This window comes from Cellulomonas fimi, from assembly GCF_028583725.1.
Lineage (GTDB): Bacteria > Actinomycetota > Actinomycetes > Actinomycetales > Cellulomonadaceae > Cellulomonas > Cellulomonas fimi_B.
This window is the reverse complement of sequence record NZ_CP110680.1, coordinates 2,459,931-2,475,729: the sequence shown is the minus strand read 5'-3', so window position 1 is coordinate 2,475,729 and position 15,799 is coordinate 2,459,931. Positions and strand designations below refer to the sequence as shown.

The window sequence follows — 15,799 nt, the reverse complement described above, 5'->3', positions numbered from 1 at the left end:
ACGTCGCACCCCGGGAGGCGCGGCCCGCCCTCGCGCGGTGCGGGCGTCCGGTCAGCCCGACCCCGGCAGCCGACCCCACGGCAGCGGCTCGTCGGGCCAGGGCGCGTGCCGCGCCGTCGACCGACGGGCGAGGACGACACCCCCGGTGGCGGCGACGGCGGCGATCGCGACCGCCGCCCACACGCTGCCGACCACCAGGAGGGTGACCACCACCACGGCCCCGACGAGCACCGCGAGCCCGAACGCGGCACCGCGGTGCAGGACCGCGGCGGCGGCACCCACGAGCGCGAGCCCGGCCGCGAGCAGGGCGACCAGGACCAGGACGCGAACGGCGGCGACGAGGTCGTCACCGCCGGGCAGCGTCCTCCACGCGTGGTCGACCACCGCGGTCGCCGCGAGCACGACACCGGAGCTCGCGAGCAGCGCCACGCCCGTCGCCCGTCGCCCGGGGGCGACGGACACGTCGGGCCGTCGCCCGGAGGCGGCGACGACGACGAGCGCGACGGCGACGCCCACGGGAAGCGCGGGTGGCACCGGCAGGAGCGGGGTGTCGGGTCGCCCGGGGATCGGGACGACGTCGTCGAAGCCCTCGGGCGACGGGTGGCCGAGGCGCTCCCACGTGCCGTCGTCGTGGCGGACCGCGAGTCCGTCGCCCCCGTTCGCGGCGTAGACGCGGTCACCTGCGGAGGTCGGCAGCACGGCGACCTGGCGTGTCCGGATCGCACCGGCGGGCGGGTCGTACCGGCGCGCGAGCGTGTCGAGCAGCTCGGCGGGCACGACCCAGTCGACCCGCCAGGTCCGCCCGCCGTCGGTGCTGCGCTCGACGCCGAGCGGGCCGTGCTCGACGTCCGCGTCGTCGGCGCCGAGCGGTCGGTAGCACTCGTCGGGGCGATCGGGCCGGCAGGCGACGGGCTGGTCGGCCGCCGCCGCGAGCGCGCTGGTGACGGCGTCCTGCGTCGGCGACCCGGTCGCGGCGGTCCACGTCTCCCCGTCGGTCGACAGGAGGCGCTCGCCGTCCTGCAGCCGGACGACGAGGACGCCGTCGACGACGGCCACCGCCTGCACCGCGTCACCTTCGGCGGGCGCGGACGTGGCGACCGTGGCGAGGACCGCGACGGGCAGGACCACGAGCCACCGGGCGGGAGCGGTCGGGCGGCGGGTGCCGCCCGGTCCGGGACGCGTACCGGCGCCCGCGCGCCACGCCAGGGCGAGCACGGGCAGGACGGCGAGGTCGGTCGCGTCGCTCCGGACCAGTCCCGGGCCGTCGACGAGCGACCAGGCCGCCGACGCGACCGCCGCACCCAGCGGCGCGACCTTCACGAGGGCGAAGAGCGCACCGACGGTCGCGACGGCGAGCGCCCGTACGACGCGGTCGGACCGTGGGCGCGGGCCCCGCCACGCGAGCGCCAGGACGAGGGCGACCAGCGGGGGAGCGACGAGGAGGCCGGCGGCGTCGGAGAGCTTGCCCGTCCACCACGTGCCGAAGGCGGCCTTGAGGACGTGGTCGTTGAGCAGGAGCACGGCGACGGCGACGCACGTCGTCGGGTGGCACAGCCAGCGCAGGGCGTCGTCGTGGAGCGGGCGGTCGTCCGCGTCGGGCACGTGTCCTCCAGGTCGTCGTCCTCGACATCGACACGGTGGCGCACGGGCTTCACCCGCGGGGACGGTCGAGACCGAACCGTGACGCTCGCGCGCGAACCGTGACCGGGAGGGTCACCGGTGCGCCCCGTCGCGACGACGACGACGTGACGGCGACGGCACGACGGCGTGACGGCGACGGCACGCGGGGGACGGTGGTCGGGTGCGGCGCCCCGGCCACCTACGCTGTGCGGCGATGATCTCTCGTGTCGAAGGTGCGTACCTGGGTGCGGTCCGGGCGTTCCAGAACCCGATGCTGGACCTGCTGCACAAGCGGCACGCCCCGCTGGTCGTCGCGCTGCTCTCCGTGACGTTCACCGCCGAGCGCCCGACCGTCGCGGTCGCCGACGCGCACACCGAGATCGGCGACGCGCTCGACCAGCTCCGCGCCGCGGGCCACGGCGACACCCTGCCGACGGGCGGTGCGCGCGAGCTGTGCCGGCAGTGGGCCGAGGCCGGCTGGCTGGTCCGTCAGGTGCTCGACGACGACGTCGAGGTCTACCGCCTGTCCGCGCACGCGGTCGGCGCGCTCGAGGTCGCGGGCCGGGCGGGCGGTGCGCGGGCGCGAGTGTCGCAGTCCCGGGTGCGGACGCTGCTCGACGCGGTCGAGCGGCTCGCGCAGGACGCCGACCCCGACGTGCTCGTCCGGATGGCCCGGCTGGACGCCGAGATCGGCCGCCTGCGGGCCGAGCTCGACCGCGTGCAGCGCACGGGCACGGTCGAGACGGTCGACGACGAGGAGCTGCTGGAGGAGGCGGAGAACGTCCTGCACCTCGTGCGCGAGCTGCCCGCGGACTTCGCGCGCGTCGCGGAGTCGATCAAGGCCATGCAGCGGGACGTCGTGACCGCGCTGCGACAGGACGAGCGCCCGACGGGCGACGTGCTGCGCGAGTACCTCGCGCGCGGCGAGCAGGTCATGGAGTCGACGGCCGAGGGCCGGGCGTTCGCGGGCGCGCTGCGGCTGATCGGCGACCCGCAGCGGCTCGACGAGCTCGCCGCGCAGCTCGACGTCGTGCTGCGGCACCGGTTCTCCCGGCGGCTCGGGCCCCAGCAGCGCACCGAGCTGCGGGAGGTCGTCCGGCGCATCGAGCAGGGGCTCGACCAGGTGTTCGCCGCGCAGCGCGAGGCGTCGTCGGTCATCACGTCGCAGGTCCGCCACCACGACCCGTTGCGCGACCGGCAGGTCGACGCGCTGCTGCGCGACGTCATGACAGGGCTGCAGGCGTGGATGCCGGACGCGCGCCGCTTCCAGCCCGTCGAGCCGCTGCGCCGCCTGCCCGTCGCGGAGGTCGAGCACCTCCGCCAGACCACGGGCGCGCTGCAGCCGCCCGAGCCGCCCGCGCCGCTGACGGACTGGGACGACGACGCCGACGTCGGGAGCGGCGACGCCCTCGCGTGGGGCGGGCCGCACTACGCGGAGCTCGACGCGCACCTGGCGGCCTTCGCGGCGGGCACCGCGTCGTCGCGCGCCGAGGACGCCCCGGGCGGCGTGGACGTCGCCGCGGCGTTCGACGCCGCGCCGGACCCTCTCCGCCGGCCGGTGGACCTGCTCGGGCTGCTCGAGCTCGCGTACGCCCACGGCATGACCGAGACCGACCGTGTCGACGTCGTCGACGCGGTCCGGCCCGACGGCGCCCGCCGACGCCTCGCGTTCGGCGGCGTCACGATCCGCACGAAGGACCAGACCGATGACTGACGCCACGACCGTCGACGCCTACGCGCAGGACGGCACGGTCGACCTGCCCGACGCCGACCTGCCCGACGTCGACCTCCCGGAGCCCGACGGCCGCGGCGGCTTCATCGCGCCCGTACCGATGGAGGAGGACCCCGCGGAGCTGTTCGCGGGCGACTCGGGGACGCTCGACGCCGACGTGCGCCGCGTGCTCGTGCGGCTGCTGCAGCGCCGGTTCCTCGTCGCCGATCGCAACCGCGCGCAGTGGCGCACGCTGCTGGAGAACCAGCAGGTCATCGAGTCGCGGCTGCACGACCTCTTCGTGCACCTCGTCGTCGACCACGACCGCGGCATCGCGTACAAGCGGCAGGTGCGCTCGGCCGAGCTCGACGTGCCGGTGCTGCTGCGCGACGACGCGTACTCGCGCGCCGAGACGCTCGTCCTCGTGCACCTGCGGACGGTGTTCCAGCGCGAGCGCGGCGCGGGGGAGACGTCGGTGCGCGTCGACGTCGAGGAGATCGAGCAGACCGCGCTCACGTACTTCGACCCCGACGACACGAACGTCGCGAGCCACCAGCGCGAGATCCGTGCGGCCGTCGCGCGGCTCGCGAAGGAGGGGCTGATCGAGGAGGAGTCGGAGGGCCGGTTCCGCGTGACGCCGCTCGTCGAGGTCGTGCTGAGCAACGAGCGGCTCAGCGAGCTGCGCGCGTGGCTCGCCGAGCAGGTCCGCGTCGCGGCGGGGGAGGACGTCCGATGACGATGGTCGACACGCTGTTCGGGCTGATCCCCGAGGCGTCGACGGGTCAGCAGTGGGTCGCGCGCGACCTGCAGCTCGTCAACTGGGGCGGCTACGACGGCCACCACCGCGTGCGGCTCGCGTCGACCGCGACGTTGCTGTCGGGCGGCTCGGGGTCGGGCAAGTCGACGCTCATGGACGCGTACATCGCGCTGCTCATGCCGCACACCACGCCGTTCAACGGCGCGTCGAACGGCGGCGTCGTGGGCCGGCCGCGCGGCAAGGACCAGCGCAACATCCTGTCCTACGCGCGCGGCAAGCTCGACGAGTCGCGCACCGACGAGGGCAGCACCCGGCAGCGCGTGCTGCGCGGCGACGGGCGCGACACGTGGTCGGCGATCGCGATGACGTGGACCGACCAGGGCGGCACCGAGCTCACGGCCGTGCGCGCCTGGTACGTGCCGTCGGCCGCGCGCACGCTCGAGGAGGTCGTCGCCGTCCGCGCGACCCGCGACGGGTCGTTCGACCTGCGCACGCTCGAGGACGCCGCCGCGCACCGGTTCGCCCGCCCGGCACTCACCGAGGCCGGCCTGACCGTCTTCGACACCGACCGCGACCTCACCGCGCGCCTGCACGCGACGCTCGGCATCGGCGCGTCCGGCGACGGCGCGAAGGCCGTGGCCCTGCTGGGCCGCATCCAGGCGGGGCAGCAGATCACGACCGTCGACGCGCTCTACAAGGCGATGGTGCTCGAGGAGCCCGACACCTACGCGACCGCCGACGCGGTCGTCGAGCAGTTCGACAAGCTCTCGGGCACGCGCGACCAGATGGTCACCGCACGTCAGCAGGTCAAGGCGCTCGAACCGATCCGCGGGCTGCGCGCCGAGATCGACGAGGCCGCCGATCGGCTGCGCGTCATCGACGAGATCGGCACGTTCGACGAGCCCGCGTCGCCCGCCGCGCTGTGGAAGCACGAGCGCCGTCTCGACCTGCTGCGCGACGCCGAGGCCGACCTGCAGCGCCGCCAGCACCGCGCGCGCGACCACGTCGCCGAGACGCAGGCCCGCATCGCCGCCGCACGCTCCGAGCTCGACGGCGTCAAGGAGACCCTCTGGTCGTCGGGCGGTGACCGCCTCGCGCACGCGCAGCGCGAGCTCGCCGCGACCGAGGCCCGCGCACAGGAGGTCGCCCGCGCGCGGACGCGGCTCGACGACCTGCTGCGTGCGCTGCCGGGCGAGACCGTGACGACCGAGGCGCAGCTCGCCGACCTCGTGGCGCGCGCGCACGCCGCGCTCGCGGACGGCGGCGCGCGTCGCCGGTCGTTCGACGAGCTCGCCGACGCGCGCTCGGAGCGCAAGGAGGCCGCGGCCGACCTCGCGGACCTCCAGGCGGAGCGTCGCGACGTCGAGCGCCGCCGCGACAACGTGCCGCGCGACCTGCACGCGGCCCGTGCGGCCCTCGCGCAGGCGGCCGGGCTCACGCCCGAGGACCTGCCGTTCGTGGCCGAGCTCGTCGAGGTCCGCACCGAGCACGAGCCGTGGCGCGACGCCTTCAACCTGGCGCTCGGCGGCTTCGCGACCGTCCTGCTCCTCGACGCGGCGCACCTGCGCGCGTTCCGGGCCGCGATCGACACCGTGCCGACCGGGCGGCGCGTGCAGTTCCAGGGCGTGCCGACCGGCGGCCCCGACGACGTCGCGCTCGACTCGCGCACGCTGCCCGGCCGGCTCGACTTCCGTGCCGGCCCCTTCACGGCGTGGCTGCGCAGCGAGCTCGCGCAGCGGTTCGACTACGTGTGCGTGGACACGCCCGGCGAGCTCGCGCAGCACGCGAAGGCGCTGACCCGGACCGGGCAGGTGTCGCAGGGCACGCGCGGCGCGCACGGCGGGCAGGGGCACGCCAACGTGCTCGGATTCACCAACACGCGCCGGCTCGCGTTCCTCGACCAGCAGATCGCGCGCGCGCAGCAGCGCCTCGACCTCGCGGCCGCGCGCGTCACCGAGGCGGAGTCGCGGCTCGACGAGGGCGACGCGCAGCGCCGAGCCTTCGAGCAGGTCGTCGCCGTCACGTGGGAGCAGGTCGACGTCGCGTCCGTCGAGGCGACGCGTGCCCGCTGGGCGCAGGTCGTCGAGGAGGTCACCGCGGGGAACCCGCAGATCGCCGACCTGCAGCGTCGAGCCGACGAGCTCGACACGACGATCACCGCGCTCACCGAGCTGCTGGGCCGCACCAAGGCCGACGCGCAGGCGCTCGGCGAGCAGTGGTCGGCGACGACCGACGAGGTCGACGCCGCCCAGCGCGCGCTCGACGAGGCCACCGCGGCGGGCACGACGGTCGGGCCGGCGCAGCGCGCGTACGTCGAGGGGTTGCTCGACGGCGGTCCCGAGGCCTCGGCGCCCGCGCACGACGCGGTCGGCTCGCTGCGGGCCCTCGACGAGGTGCTCGCCCGGGCGAACGCGCTGCTCCTGGCCGACCGCCAGGCCGCGCAGCAGCGCATCGGCTCCGCGCGCGACGCGCTGCGCCGCACGTTCGAGACGTTCGTCGAGCGTTGGCCCGACCCCAACCTCGGCACCGACCCCGACGCGTCGTACGGCGACTTCGCGCGTGTCCTCGTCGAGCTCGAGACGAATGGGCTGCACGACCTCGAGGCCGAGTGGCGGCGCAGCCTGCTGCGGCTGTCCGGCAACGACCTCGCGGACCTCCACAGCGCGCTCGCGCGCTCGGTCCGGGAGATCAAGGAGCGCATCCGGCCGGTCAACGACATCCTCGCGGACCTGCCGTTCGCCGACGACGACCACCGCCTGCGGATCGACGCGCGCGACACCCAGTCGACCGTCGTCGCCCGGTTCCGCAAGGAGCTGCGCGACCTGCGCGAGGTGCTCGCGACCGACGCGACCGACGCCGAGCGCGAGCGCCGGTACGTGCGGATGGCGAAGGTCGTCGACCGGATCCGCCGCACCGCACCCGACTTCGCCGACCTCGTCGACGTGCGGCGGCACGTGCGGCTGTCCGCCGAGAAGGTCGACCTCGACGGACGGCACGTCGCGCTGTACGACCACATCGGCGAGAAGTCCGGCGGCGAGTCGCAGGAGCTCGTCGCGTTCATCGTCGGCGCCGCGCTGCGCTACCAGCTCGGCGACGCGGGCGCCGAGCGGCCCCGGTACGCGCCCGTGTTCCTCGACGAGGCCCTCATCAAGGCCGACGCGCGCTTCACCGGTCGGGCGATCGGCGCGTGGCGCGGGCTGGGGTTCCAGCTCGTGATCGGCGCGCCCAACGACAAGTTCAGCGCGCTCGAGCCGCACGTCGACCTCGCGTACGTCGTGCTCAAGGACGCGTCCGGGCGGTCGCGGACCAAGCCCGTCGTGGGCGTCCCCGAGGGCGCGCCGGCCCCCTGACACCCCGACGTCGTGGAGGTCGCCGACCGCCCGACGCCGGCGTGTGCGGGTCCCCGCGACGCTGGCCGGACGGGGCGTCGCGCCCCTACCGTGAGGGCATGGCCCGTGGGGACGCGCCCGCGACGAGCGTCGAGGAGTACCTCGACGCGCTCCCGCCCGACGACGCCCGGGCGCTCCGGGCGGTGCGCGACGTGCTCGTCGCGCTCGTGCCGGACGCGGGAGAGGTGATCTCCTACCAGGTGCCGTGCCTCACCTACCGCGGGAGGTCGCTCGTCAGCCTGTCGCAGTCCCGCCACCACCTGAGCCTGCACCTGCAGAGCCCTCCGCTCGCGCGTGCGCTCGCTGCCGAGCTGCCCGACGAGCGCTGGTCCGGTGCGACCCTGCACTTCACGCCCGACGCGCTGCCGTCGCGCGCGACGCTCGAACGCGTGGTCCGGGGACGGGTCGCCGAGGTCGACGCCCGGCTCGCGGCGCGCGGCCGCTGAGAGGACGGACGCGATGGCAACCTGGGACGACGTGGAGGCCGCCGTCGTCGCGCTCCCCGACACCGCCGAGCCGACCCCGCGCCGCTGGACCGCGCACGAGCGCGGGCTCGTCTGGGAGCGACCGCTGCGGCGCTCGGACCACGAGGCGCTCGGGCCCGACGCGTGGCCGGGGGAGATCGTGTGCTTCCGCACGCCGGACCTCGACGCGAAGGACGCGCTGCTCGCGTCGGCGCCCGACGTCTACTTCACCACCCCGCACTTCCACGGCTACCCCGCCGTCCTGGCGCGCCTCGAACGGCTCCCGGCCGACGAGGCCGCCGAGGTCGTCGCCGACGCGTGGCTCGCGCTCGTGCCGAAGCGCACCGCCCGCGCCTGGCTCGACGCGCACCCGGAGGTCCGACCCGGCTGACGCCGGCTGCTGGGCGGTCGTCCAGCACGTGAGAGGATCGCGCAGCCGACCTCCGGAGGACCCCGCGTGAGAACCAGCCGCCTGCTGCTGCGCCGTGCGCGCGCGCAGGTCGGGCTGCTCGCGCTCGTCGCGCTCCTCGTCGCGGTGGTCGCCGCCACGGTGGCGGGCACGCTCGCCGCGACGCTCGGCGGCGCGCGCGACGGGGCGCGCGACGCGCTCGCCGCGGCCGGACCGGACGGCGCGCTGCAGGTCTCGACGCGGCTCGACACCGACGACCCGGAGGGCCAGCGGGCCGCTGCCGACGACGCGCTCGCCGACGCGCTCGGCGGCCGACCGGTCGAGGTGTCCCGCACGCTGCGCTCGCTCTCCCTCGCGGTCGACGCGGGCGACGGCGAGGGCGGGCGCTCGCTCGTGCTCGCCGCCGAGCCCGACCTCGCGCGCGTCGCGCACGTCGTCGACGGCGACTGGCCGCCCGCCGCCGGCACCGCGGGCACCACGGACGACCCCGACCCGGTTGCGCTGCACGCCGGCGCCGCCGACACGCTCGGCGTGGCCGTCGGCGACACGCTCGTGGTCACCGCCGACGGGGGTGTGCAGCGCGTGCTGCGCGTCGCCGCGACGTGGCTGCCCGACGACCCGGACGACCCCCGGTGGGCGGGGGAGGCGCTCGTCGCGACGGGCACCGGCGACGCGGCCGGCCCGGCGGTGATCGACGAGGCCGTGCTCGCCGCGGTGCCCGGGATCGACCTGGTCCGCTGGACCGTCGTGCCGGACCTCGACCGGATCGGGCCCGGCGACCTCGCGCCCGTCGCCGACGGGCTCGACCGGTTCGTCGCGGACGCCCAGGCGTCCGTCGAGTCCGGCGGCCTGTCGACGACCGGCGGGCTCGTCGACGCGCTGCGCCGCACCGACGCGGCGCTCACCGCGGCGTCGGCCGTCACCGGCGCCGCGCTCGCGCTCGTCGCGGTCGTCGCGGTCGTCGCCCTCGCGCAGGTCGCGCGCCTGCTCGGGGCGGTGCGCGCCACCGAGACGACCGTCCTGCGCTCGCGCGGCACGACCGTCGGCCAGCTCACCGCAGCGGCCGGCCTGGAGGCGCTCGCCGTGTCCGTCCCGCCGGCGCTCGTCGGCGCGGGCGTCGCGGCGGCCGTCGTCGGGCGTGACGCGGAACCCGCCGTCGTGGTCGCCGCGACGCTCGCCGTCGTCGCCGCGGGCGTCACGACCCTGACGCTCGGCGCGCGTGCCGCCGCCGCCCGCGCGGGCGACCGCGGCGACCCGGCCGGTCGGCGGTCCCGCAGCGTCGCGACGGGCGGCGTCGTGCTCGTGCTGCTCGCGGCCGCGCTCGCGACGTGGCGCCTGGTCCGGTCGTCGACCGTGGCGGCCCCCGCGGCGGACGGTGCCGCCGGTCCGCCCGCCGCCGCCGAACCCGCCGCCGTCGCCGCCGTGCCGCTGGGCGTCCTCGCCGTCGCCCTGCTCGCAGCCGCGGCGCTGCCGGCGCTGACCCGGGCCGTCGCGCGCGTCGTCGGTCGGCGGTCCGGCCTGGTGGTCCCGCTGGCGGCGCGGCAGGTCGCCCGGCGCGCCGCCGTCTACTCCGTGCCGGTCGTGCTCGTGACGCTCGCGACGGCCACCGGTGCGCTGGCCGCCGTGCACGTCGGCACGACCGCCGAGCAGCGGCGGACGGCCGCCGCCGCGTCGGCCGGGGCGGACGTGCGCCTCGTGCTGCGCGACGTGCCGCCTCCCGTCGCCGACGCGCCACCCCCGACCGACGGGCTCGACCGGTTCGGCCGTGCGGCGGCCCCGGTGCTGCGCGCCACGGCGGGCTCGGCGTCGCGCGTCGGCACGCTGCTCGCAGTGCCGTCCGACGCCGCGGCCGACGTCGTCCGCGCGGACGGCGTCCCGGGGCTGCGCGCGGCGCTCGACCCGCTCGCGCCCGCGCCGGGATGGCCGCTGCCGGCCGGCACGACGGCCGTGCGCGTCGCGGCGGACGTCGACGGCGCCGCGACCGCCGCGCGCCTCTGGTGGGCCGCCCCGGACGGGGTGCTGCGCGCGACCACCGCGACCGGTGCGGACGGGACGTGGGCCGCGCCGCCGCCCGGGCCCGGCTCGTGGACGGTGCAGGGCGTCGAGCTCGCGGTGGCGGGCGGGGTGGCCCGGCAGGTCGTCGTCTCCGGGCTCGTGGCGGAGGGGCCGGACGGCGACGTCGACCTGCTCGGCGCCGGCCCGTGGACGGTCGCGGTGCCGGGCGGGGACCCGCTCGTCGTCACTGCCGACGGCCCGGACCCGACCCTGCCCGCGACCGGTTCGGCCGTCGCGGTCGTGCGCGTCCTGCCGGGCGCCGCGGCGCCCCTGCCGCTGGTCGTGTCCGCCGACTGGGCGGCCGCCGACGGCCTCGCGGTCGGCTCCCCGGTGACGGTCCGCGTCGACGACCACCCCATCGAGGCCGTGGTCGCCGCGGTGCAGCCCGTCGTGCCCGGCGCTCCCGGACGCGCGGCGCTGGCCGACCTGCGGGCCGCGGGTTCTGCGCTCCTCGCGGCTGCGCCCGTGCCGCCCGTGCCGACCGAGGTCTGGTTCGCGACGGACGACCCCTCCGCGACGGCACGCGCCGTCCGCGCGGCCGCGGACGAGGGCGGGCTGCGCGCGACCGTCACGACCGCCGCCGTCGGCGCCGACGACCCGTTGACCCGCGGCGCGGGCGCGGCGCTCGTCGTCGCCGCCGCCTGCGCCTTGGCCGTGGCCCTGCCCGGTGTCGCCGCGGCCGTGCTCGCGCTCGCCCGCGCCCGCCGCGCCGAGGTCGGCGTCCTGCGCGCGCTCGGCGTCCCCCCGCGGGCCCAGGCGCGCGGGCGAGGGGCCGAGACCGGCACGGTGCTGGGGCTCGCCGTCGTCGTCGGTGCGCTCGGCGGTCTCCTGCTCGGGGCGGTCCTCGGCCCCGCGCTCGTCCGGGTCGTCGCGACCGGGCCCGCGGCCCTCGTCGTCGTCCCGACCGTGCAGCCCGGCGTGCTCGCGACCCTCCTCGGCGTCGCCGCGCTCGGCTGCGCGCTCGTCGCGCTCGGCGACGGTGCCCGGGTGCGCCGGCACGCCGCGACCGCGACCGTCCGGGAGGACGCCCGATGACCGCCACGCCCCGCCCGGCCCGCCGCGGGCTGTCGAGCGCGCGCCTCGCCGCGCGCCAGCTCCGCACGGACCCCACGACGGCGGTCCTCGTCGTGCTCGCGACGTTCGTCGCCGCGTGCGTGCTCGCCGCGTGGCCGCGCACCGTCGACCGCGTCGTCGGCACCGACCAGGCCGACAGCGTCGGACGGCTCGTCGCGACCCAGGTCGACCCGACACGCTCGTCCACGTGGCTCGTCGACACGGGCGCCGGGTCCGCGGAGGCGCTCGACGACCTCGCCGTCCAGCGGGACACCCTGCGCACGACCGCCGCGTCCGCGGGCCCGGCGCTGCGGCCGCTGCTCGGGGCACCGCGCGTGGTGCTGTCCACCGACCGGTGGGCCGCCGACCGCGGCCCGCGCGACGTGGGCATCGCGCGCCTCTCGGTAGGTGTGCGCGTCGACGAGCGGCTGCCCGACCTCGTGCGCGTCGTCGACGGGCGACTGCCCGCACCGGCCGACGTCGCCCCCGTCCCGGCCGGCAGCCCGCCGCGCACCGGCACCGGCCCCGACGCGCCGTTGGAGCTCGCGCTGTCGGTCGCGTCGGCGGAGCGCATCGCGTGGCGCGTCGGCGAGCAGCGCGTCCTGCAGGGCGGCACGGGCGTCACGGCGGTGCTCGTCGGCACGTTCGAGGCGGCCGACCCGGACGACCCGACGTGGGCGCACCTCGACTCCACGTTCGCCCCGCAGGTCGTCGAGGACCCGGACCTGGGCACGCTCGTCGACGTCTTCCCGTACGCCGACCCGGGCGCGCTGCCCGTGCTCGCCGTGTCGGGCCCGCTCGGCTCCACGACGTGGTTCCCGGTCGACACCGGACCCGTCGCCACGACCGACCGCGCCGCGCTGCTCGCCGACCTGCGCGCGTTCCGCACCGCGACCGCGACCGACACCGAGCTCGACGCGGCGCTGCAGGCCCTGGAGCCGCGCCAACGGCTCGTCGTCACCGTGCTCGGGGTGCTCGCGGCCGGACCCGCCGGTGTCGCCCTCGGCGTGCTCTGGCTCGCGGTGACGCTGGGGGTCGAGCGCCGCCGCCCCGCGCTGGTCCTCCTGCGCGCCCGCGGCGCGTCGACGGCCCTCGTCGCCGGGATCTGCGCCGCACAGGGACTGGTCCTGGGCGTCCCGGGTGCGGCGGCCGGCGTCCTCCTCGCGCTCACCGTCACGCCCGGCCCCACGACGGCGACCGACCTCGTCGTCCCGCTCGGCGTCGGGCTCGCGCCCGCGGTCCTGCTCGGTGCCGCGGGTGCGCGCGTCCGGGCGTCGCGCGCGGCCCTGGCGGGCGGACGGTCCGCCGTCGCGGGCGCGGCGCGCACGGCCCGCTGGGTCGCGGAGGCCGTCGTCGTCGGGCTCGCGGTCCTCGCCGTCCTCGCGGTGCGGCAGCGCGGCCTGTCGGGTGACGCGCACGGGGTCGACCCGGTCCTGCTCGCGCTGCCCGTGCTGCTCGCGCTCGCCGTGTGCGTGGTCGTCCTGCGGGTGCTGCCCGGACCGCTCGCGGCCCTCGCACGCGTGCTCGCGCGGCGGCGCGGGCTCGCCGGGTTCGTCGGTGCCGCGGGTGCGTCACGGTCGCCCGCCGCGGGCCTCGCGCCCGTCGCCGCGGTCGCGCTCGGCGTCGCCGTGACGACGGCGTCGCTGGTCGTCCTGGGCACGATGGACGGCGGTGCCCGGCGGGCCGCGGCCGTCGCGGTCGGCGCCGACGTCGCGGTGCAGGCAGACGGCGTCCCGACCGACACCGTCGACGCGGTCCGTCGCACGCCCGGCGTCGCCGCGGTCGTCGCGGTCGCCGACGGCGGAGAGGTGGTCCTGCGCGCGGGCCGTGCGGGCGACGCGCTGCCCGCGCGCGTCGTCGACCTCGCGGCCCTCGCGGACGTCCAGCGCGGCCTGCCCGGCGTGGACCTCCTGCCCGACGCGCCGGAGCGGGCCGCGGACGGCGCCGTCGCCGCTGTCCTCGTCGGGGACGTCGAGGTCGACCTCGACGACGAGCCCGTCCTCGACGCCGGGGCGTCCGGTGCGAGCGGACCGCTCACGGTGCTCGCGACCCGGCCGACCCTGCCCGGCGTCGTCACGTCCTCCGCCGTCCTCCTCGACGACGCGACCGCGCAGCGCCTCGGCCTGCGACCGGTCGTCGAGCGGCTGCTCGTCCGCACCGCACCGGGCGCGGACCCCGCGCGCGTCGCGGCCGACGTCGCCACCGTCGTCGCCGACGCGACGGGCGGCCGGCCCACGACCACGACCCGCGCCGCCGCGCTCGACCGTGTGACCGACGGTGCGCTCGTCGGCGGCGTCCGCACCGCGACCGCGACCGCCACGGTCGCGTCGCTCGCGCTGAGCGCGCTCGCGCTGGGGCTCGGTGTCACGCTCGGCTCGCGGTCGCGCGGCCGGCTGCTCGCGCTGCTCACGACCCTCGGCGTGCCGACCCGCGACGCGCGCGCGCTCGTGCGGTGGGAGGTCCTGCCGTGGGCGCTCGTCGCCGTCGTCGCGGGGCTCGCGTCGGGTGCCGTGCTCGCACCCGTGATGCTCGGCACGACCGACGTCTCGGTCCTCACCGGCGGCGCCCAGCCGCCGCCGCCCACGCCCGGCACACCCGGGCTGCTCGCGCTCGCGGCGACGTACGCGCTGCTCGTCGCGGGCGCCGTGCTCGCGGCCGTCGTCGGTGCCCGTCGCACGTCCGCCGTCACCGTCCTGCGGGAAGGGGAAGCATGACCACCACCACCCCGGAGATCCTGTGCGAGGACCTCGTGCGGATCTTCGTCACCGAGGGCGTCGAGGTGCAGGCGTTGCAGGGCCTCAACCTGCGGGTCGACGCGGGCGAGCTCGTCGCCGTCGTCGGTGCGTCGGGGTCGGGCAAGTCGACGCTCCTGACGATCCTGTCGGGGCTCGACCGGCCGACCGCGGGCACGGCCGTCGTCGCGGGCACGAACCTCGTGAGCATGGACGGCCGGCAGCGCCGCCGCTACCAGCGCGACGTCGTCGGTTTCGTGTGGCAGCAGACGTCCCGCAACCTCCTGCCGTACCTCACGGCCGCCGAGAACGTCGCGGTGCCGCTCGTCGTCGCGGGGACCGGGCGCCGGGCCGAGCGCGCCGCCGAGCTGCTCGACGTCATGGGCGTCGCGGACTGCCGCGACCGGCTGCCCGCGCAGATGTCGGGCGGTCAGCAGCAGCGCGTCGCGATCGCGACCGCCGTCGCCGCGTCGCCGCGCGTCCTGCTGGCCGACGAGCCGACGGGCGAGCTCGACGAGTCGACGTCCGCCGACGTGCTCGACGCGATGCGCCACGTGAACGCGGAGCTCGGCGTGACGACGCTGATCGTCACGCACGACCCGACAGTCTCGGAGCACGTGCACCGCACGGTGCAGATCCGCGACGGGCGCACGTCGACCGAGGTGCTGCGCCGCACCGAGCGCGGCGCGGACGGTGTCGAGCGCCTGCACGCGGAGGAGTTCGCGGTGCTCGACAAGGTGGGCCGCCTCCAGCTGCCGCGCGAGGTCGTCGAGCGGCTCGACCTGCGCGACCGCGTGCGGCTCGGGCTCGAGCCCGACCACGTGCGGGTCTCGCGGCACGACCACGTGCCGGGCGCGTCCGACGGCCCGGCCGCGGCGGACGACCGCACCGACGGCGGCGCGCGCGACGAGGAGGGACCGCGATGATCCGCGGCATCGGCCTGACCCGCACGTACGGCACGGGCGACGCGACCGTCCACGCGCTGCGCGACGTCGACGTGCACGCTGCACCGGGCGAGCTCGTCGTCGTGCGCGGGCGGTCGGGGTCGGGCAAGACGTCGCTGCTGCACGTCCTCGGCGGACTCGAGCGGCCGACGGCGGGCCGGGTCGTCGTGGACGGCGAGGACCTGACGGCGCTCGACCCGGAGCAGGTGCTGGAGCTGCGCCGCACGCGCATCGCCTACGTGTTCCAGGCGTTCGGGCTCATCCCCGTGCTGTCGGCCGCGGAGAACGTCGAGGTCCCGCTGCGGATCCTGCGCACCGACCCCGTCGAGCGGGACCGCCGGGTCGCCGAGGCGCTCGCCGCGGTCGGCCTGGAGCGGCACGCGGCGCAGCGCCCCGCCGAGCTGTCCGGGGGCCAGCAGCAGCGCGTCGCGATCGCCCGAGCGCTCGTGCACCGGCCCGCGGTGCTGCTCGCCGACGAGCCCACGGGCCAGCTCGACAGCGGCACCGCCGCGGTCGTCATGGACCTGCTCGTCGACCTCGTGCACGGGCACGGCGTCGCGGCGGTCGTCACGACGCACGACCCGCTCATGGCCGAGCGCGCCGACCGGCTCGTCGAGCTGCACTCCGGCGCCCTGCGGGCACCCGCGTGACCGCCACCGTCGCAC

General features: G+C 77.7%; 10 protein-coding genes. 9 read left to right on the top strand and 1 reads right to left on the bottom strand.

Going from position 1 to position 15,799, the window contains the following annotated elements; all coding sequences use genetic code 11:
* Positions 1 to 51: 51 nt before the first annotated feature.
* Positions 52 to 1,602: a hypothetical protein gene (locus tag OOT42_RS11240; protein WP_273651303.1), complete on the bottom strand. Its 1,551-nt coding sequence runs from the start codon at positions 1,600 to 1,602 to the stop codon at positions 52 to 54.
* Between the two features lie 232 nt (positions 1,603 to 1,834).
* Between OOT42_RS11240 and OOT42_RS11235 the strand changes: the two genes are divergently transcribed.
* The 9 genes from OOT42_RS11235 to OOT42_RS11195 all read left to right on the top strand — a co-directional run bounded on the left by OOT42_RS11235 (position 1,835) and on the right by OOT42_RS11195 (position 15,784).
* On the top strand, positions 1,835 to 3,334 hold the full coding sequence (locus OOT42_RS11235; protein ID WP_273651302.1) for a DUF3375 domain-containing protein: 1,500 nt from the start codon (positions 1,835 to 1,837) through the stop codon (positions 3,332 to 3,334).
* 118 nt (positions 3,335 to 3,452) lie between these two features.
* Positions 3,453 to 4,067 (top strand): DUF4194 domain-containing protein, encoded by a 615-nt coding sequence (locus OOT42_RS11230; protein WP_273654825.1) that lies wholly within the window; start codon positions 3,453 to 3,455, stop codon positions 4,065 to 4,067.
* Positions 4,064 to 7,438 (top strand): ATP-binding protein, encoded by a 3,375-nt coding sequence (locus OOT42_RS11225; protein WP_273651301.1) that lies wholly within the window; start codon positions 4,064 to 4,066, stop codon positions 7,436 to 7,438. Before OOT42_RS11230 ends, OOT42_RS11225 begins: the two co-directional genes overlap by 4 nt.
* Before the next feature lie 98 nt (positions 7,439 to 7,536).
* On the top strand, positions 7,537 to 7,923 hold the full coding sequence (locus tag OOT42_RS11220; RefSeq protein ID WP_273651300.1) for an iron chaperone: 387 nt from the start codon (positions 7,537 to 7,539) through the stop codon (positions 7,921 to 7,923).
* 13 nt (positions 7,924 to 7,936) lie between these two features.
* A complete protein-coding gene (locus tag OOT42_RS11215; RefSeq protein ID WP_273651299.1) occupies positions 7,937 to 8,332 on the top strand; it encodes an MmcQ/YjbR family DNA-binding protein in 396 nt (131 codons plus the stop codon).
* Between the two features lie 66 nt (positions 8,333 to 8,398).
* Positions 8,399 to 11,440 carry an FtsX-like permease family protein gene (locus OOT42_RS11210; protein WP_273651298.1) on the top strand — a complete coding sequence of 1,014 codons (3,042 nt, stop codon included), beginning with the start codon at positions 8,399 to 8,401 and terminating at the stop codon, positions 11,438 to 11,440.
* On the top strand, positions 11,437 to 14,172 hold the full coding sequence (locus OOT42_RS11205; protein ID WP_273651297.1) for an FtsX-like permease family protein: 2,736 nt from the start codon (positions 11,437 to 11,439) through the stop codon (positions 14,170 to 14,172). The genes OOT42_RS11210 and OOT42_RS11205 overlap by 4 nt, the downstream gene beginning before the upstream one ends.
* Positions 14,169 to 15,116 (top strand): ABC transporter ATP-binding protein, encoded by a 948-nt coding sequence (locus OOT42_RS11200; RefSeq protein WP_273651296.1) that lies wholly within the window; start codon positions 14,169 to 14,171, stop codon positions 15,114 to 15,116. Before OOT42_RS11205 ends, OOT42_RS11200 begins: the two co-directional genes overlap by 4 nt.
* Positions 15,113 to 15,784: an ABC transporter ATP-binding protein gene (locus tag OOT42_RS11195; RefSeq protein WP_273651295.1), complete on the top strand. Its 672-nt coding sequence runs from the start codon at positions 15,113 to 15,115 to the stop codon at positions 15,782 to 15,784. Before OOT42_RS11200 ends, OOT42_RS11195 begins: the two co-directional genes overlap by 4 nt.
* Positions 15,785 to 15,799 lie beyond the last annotated feature (15 nt).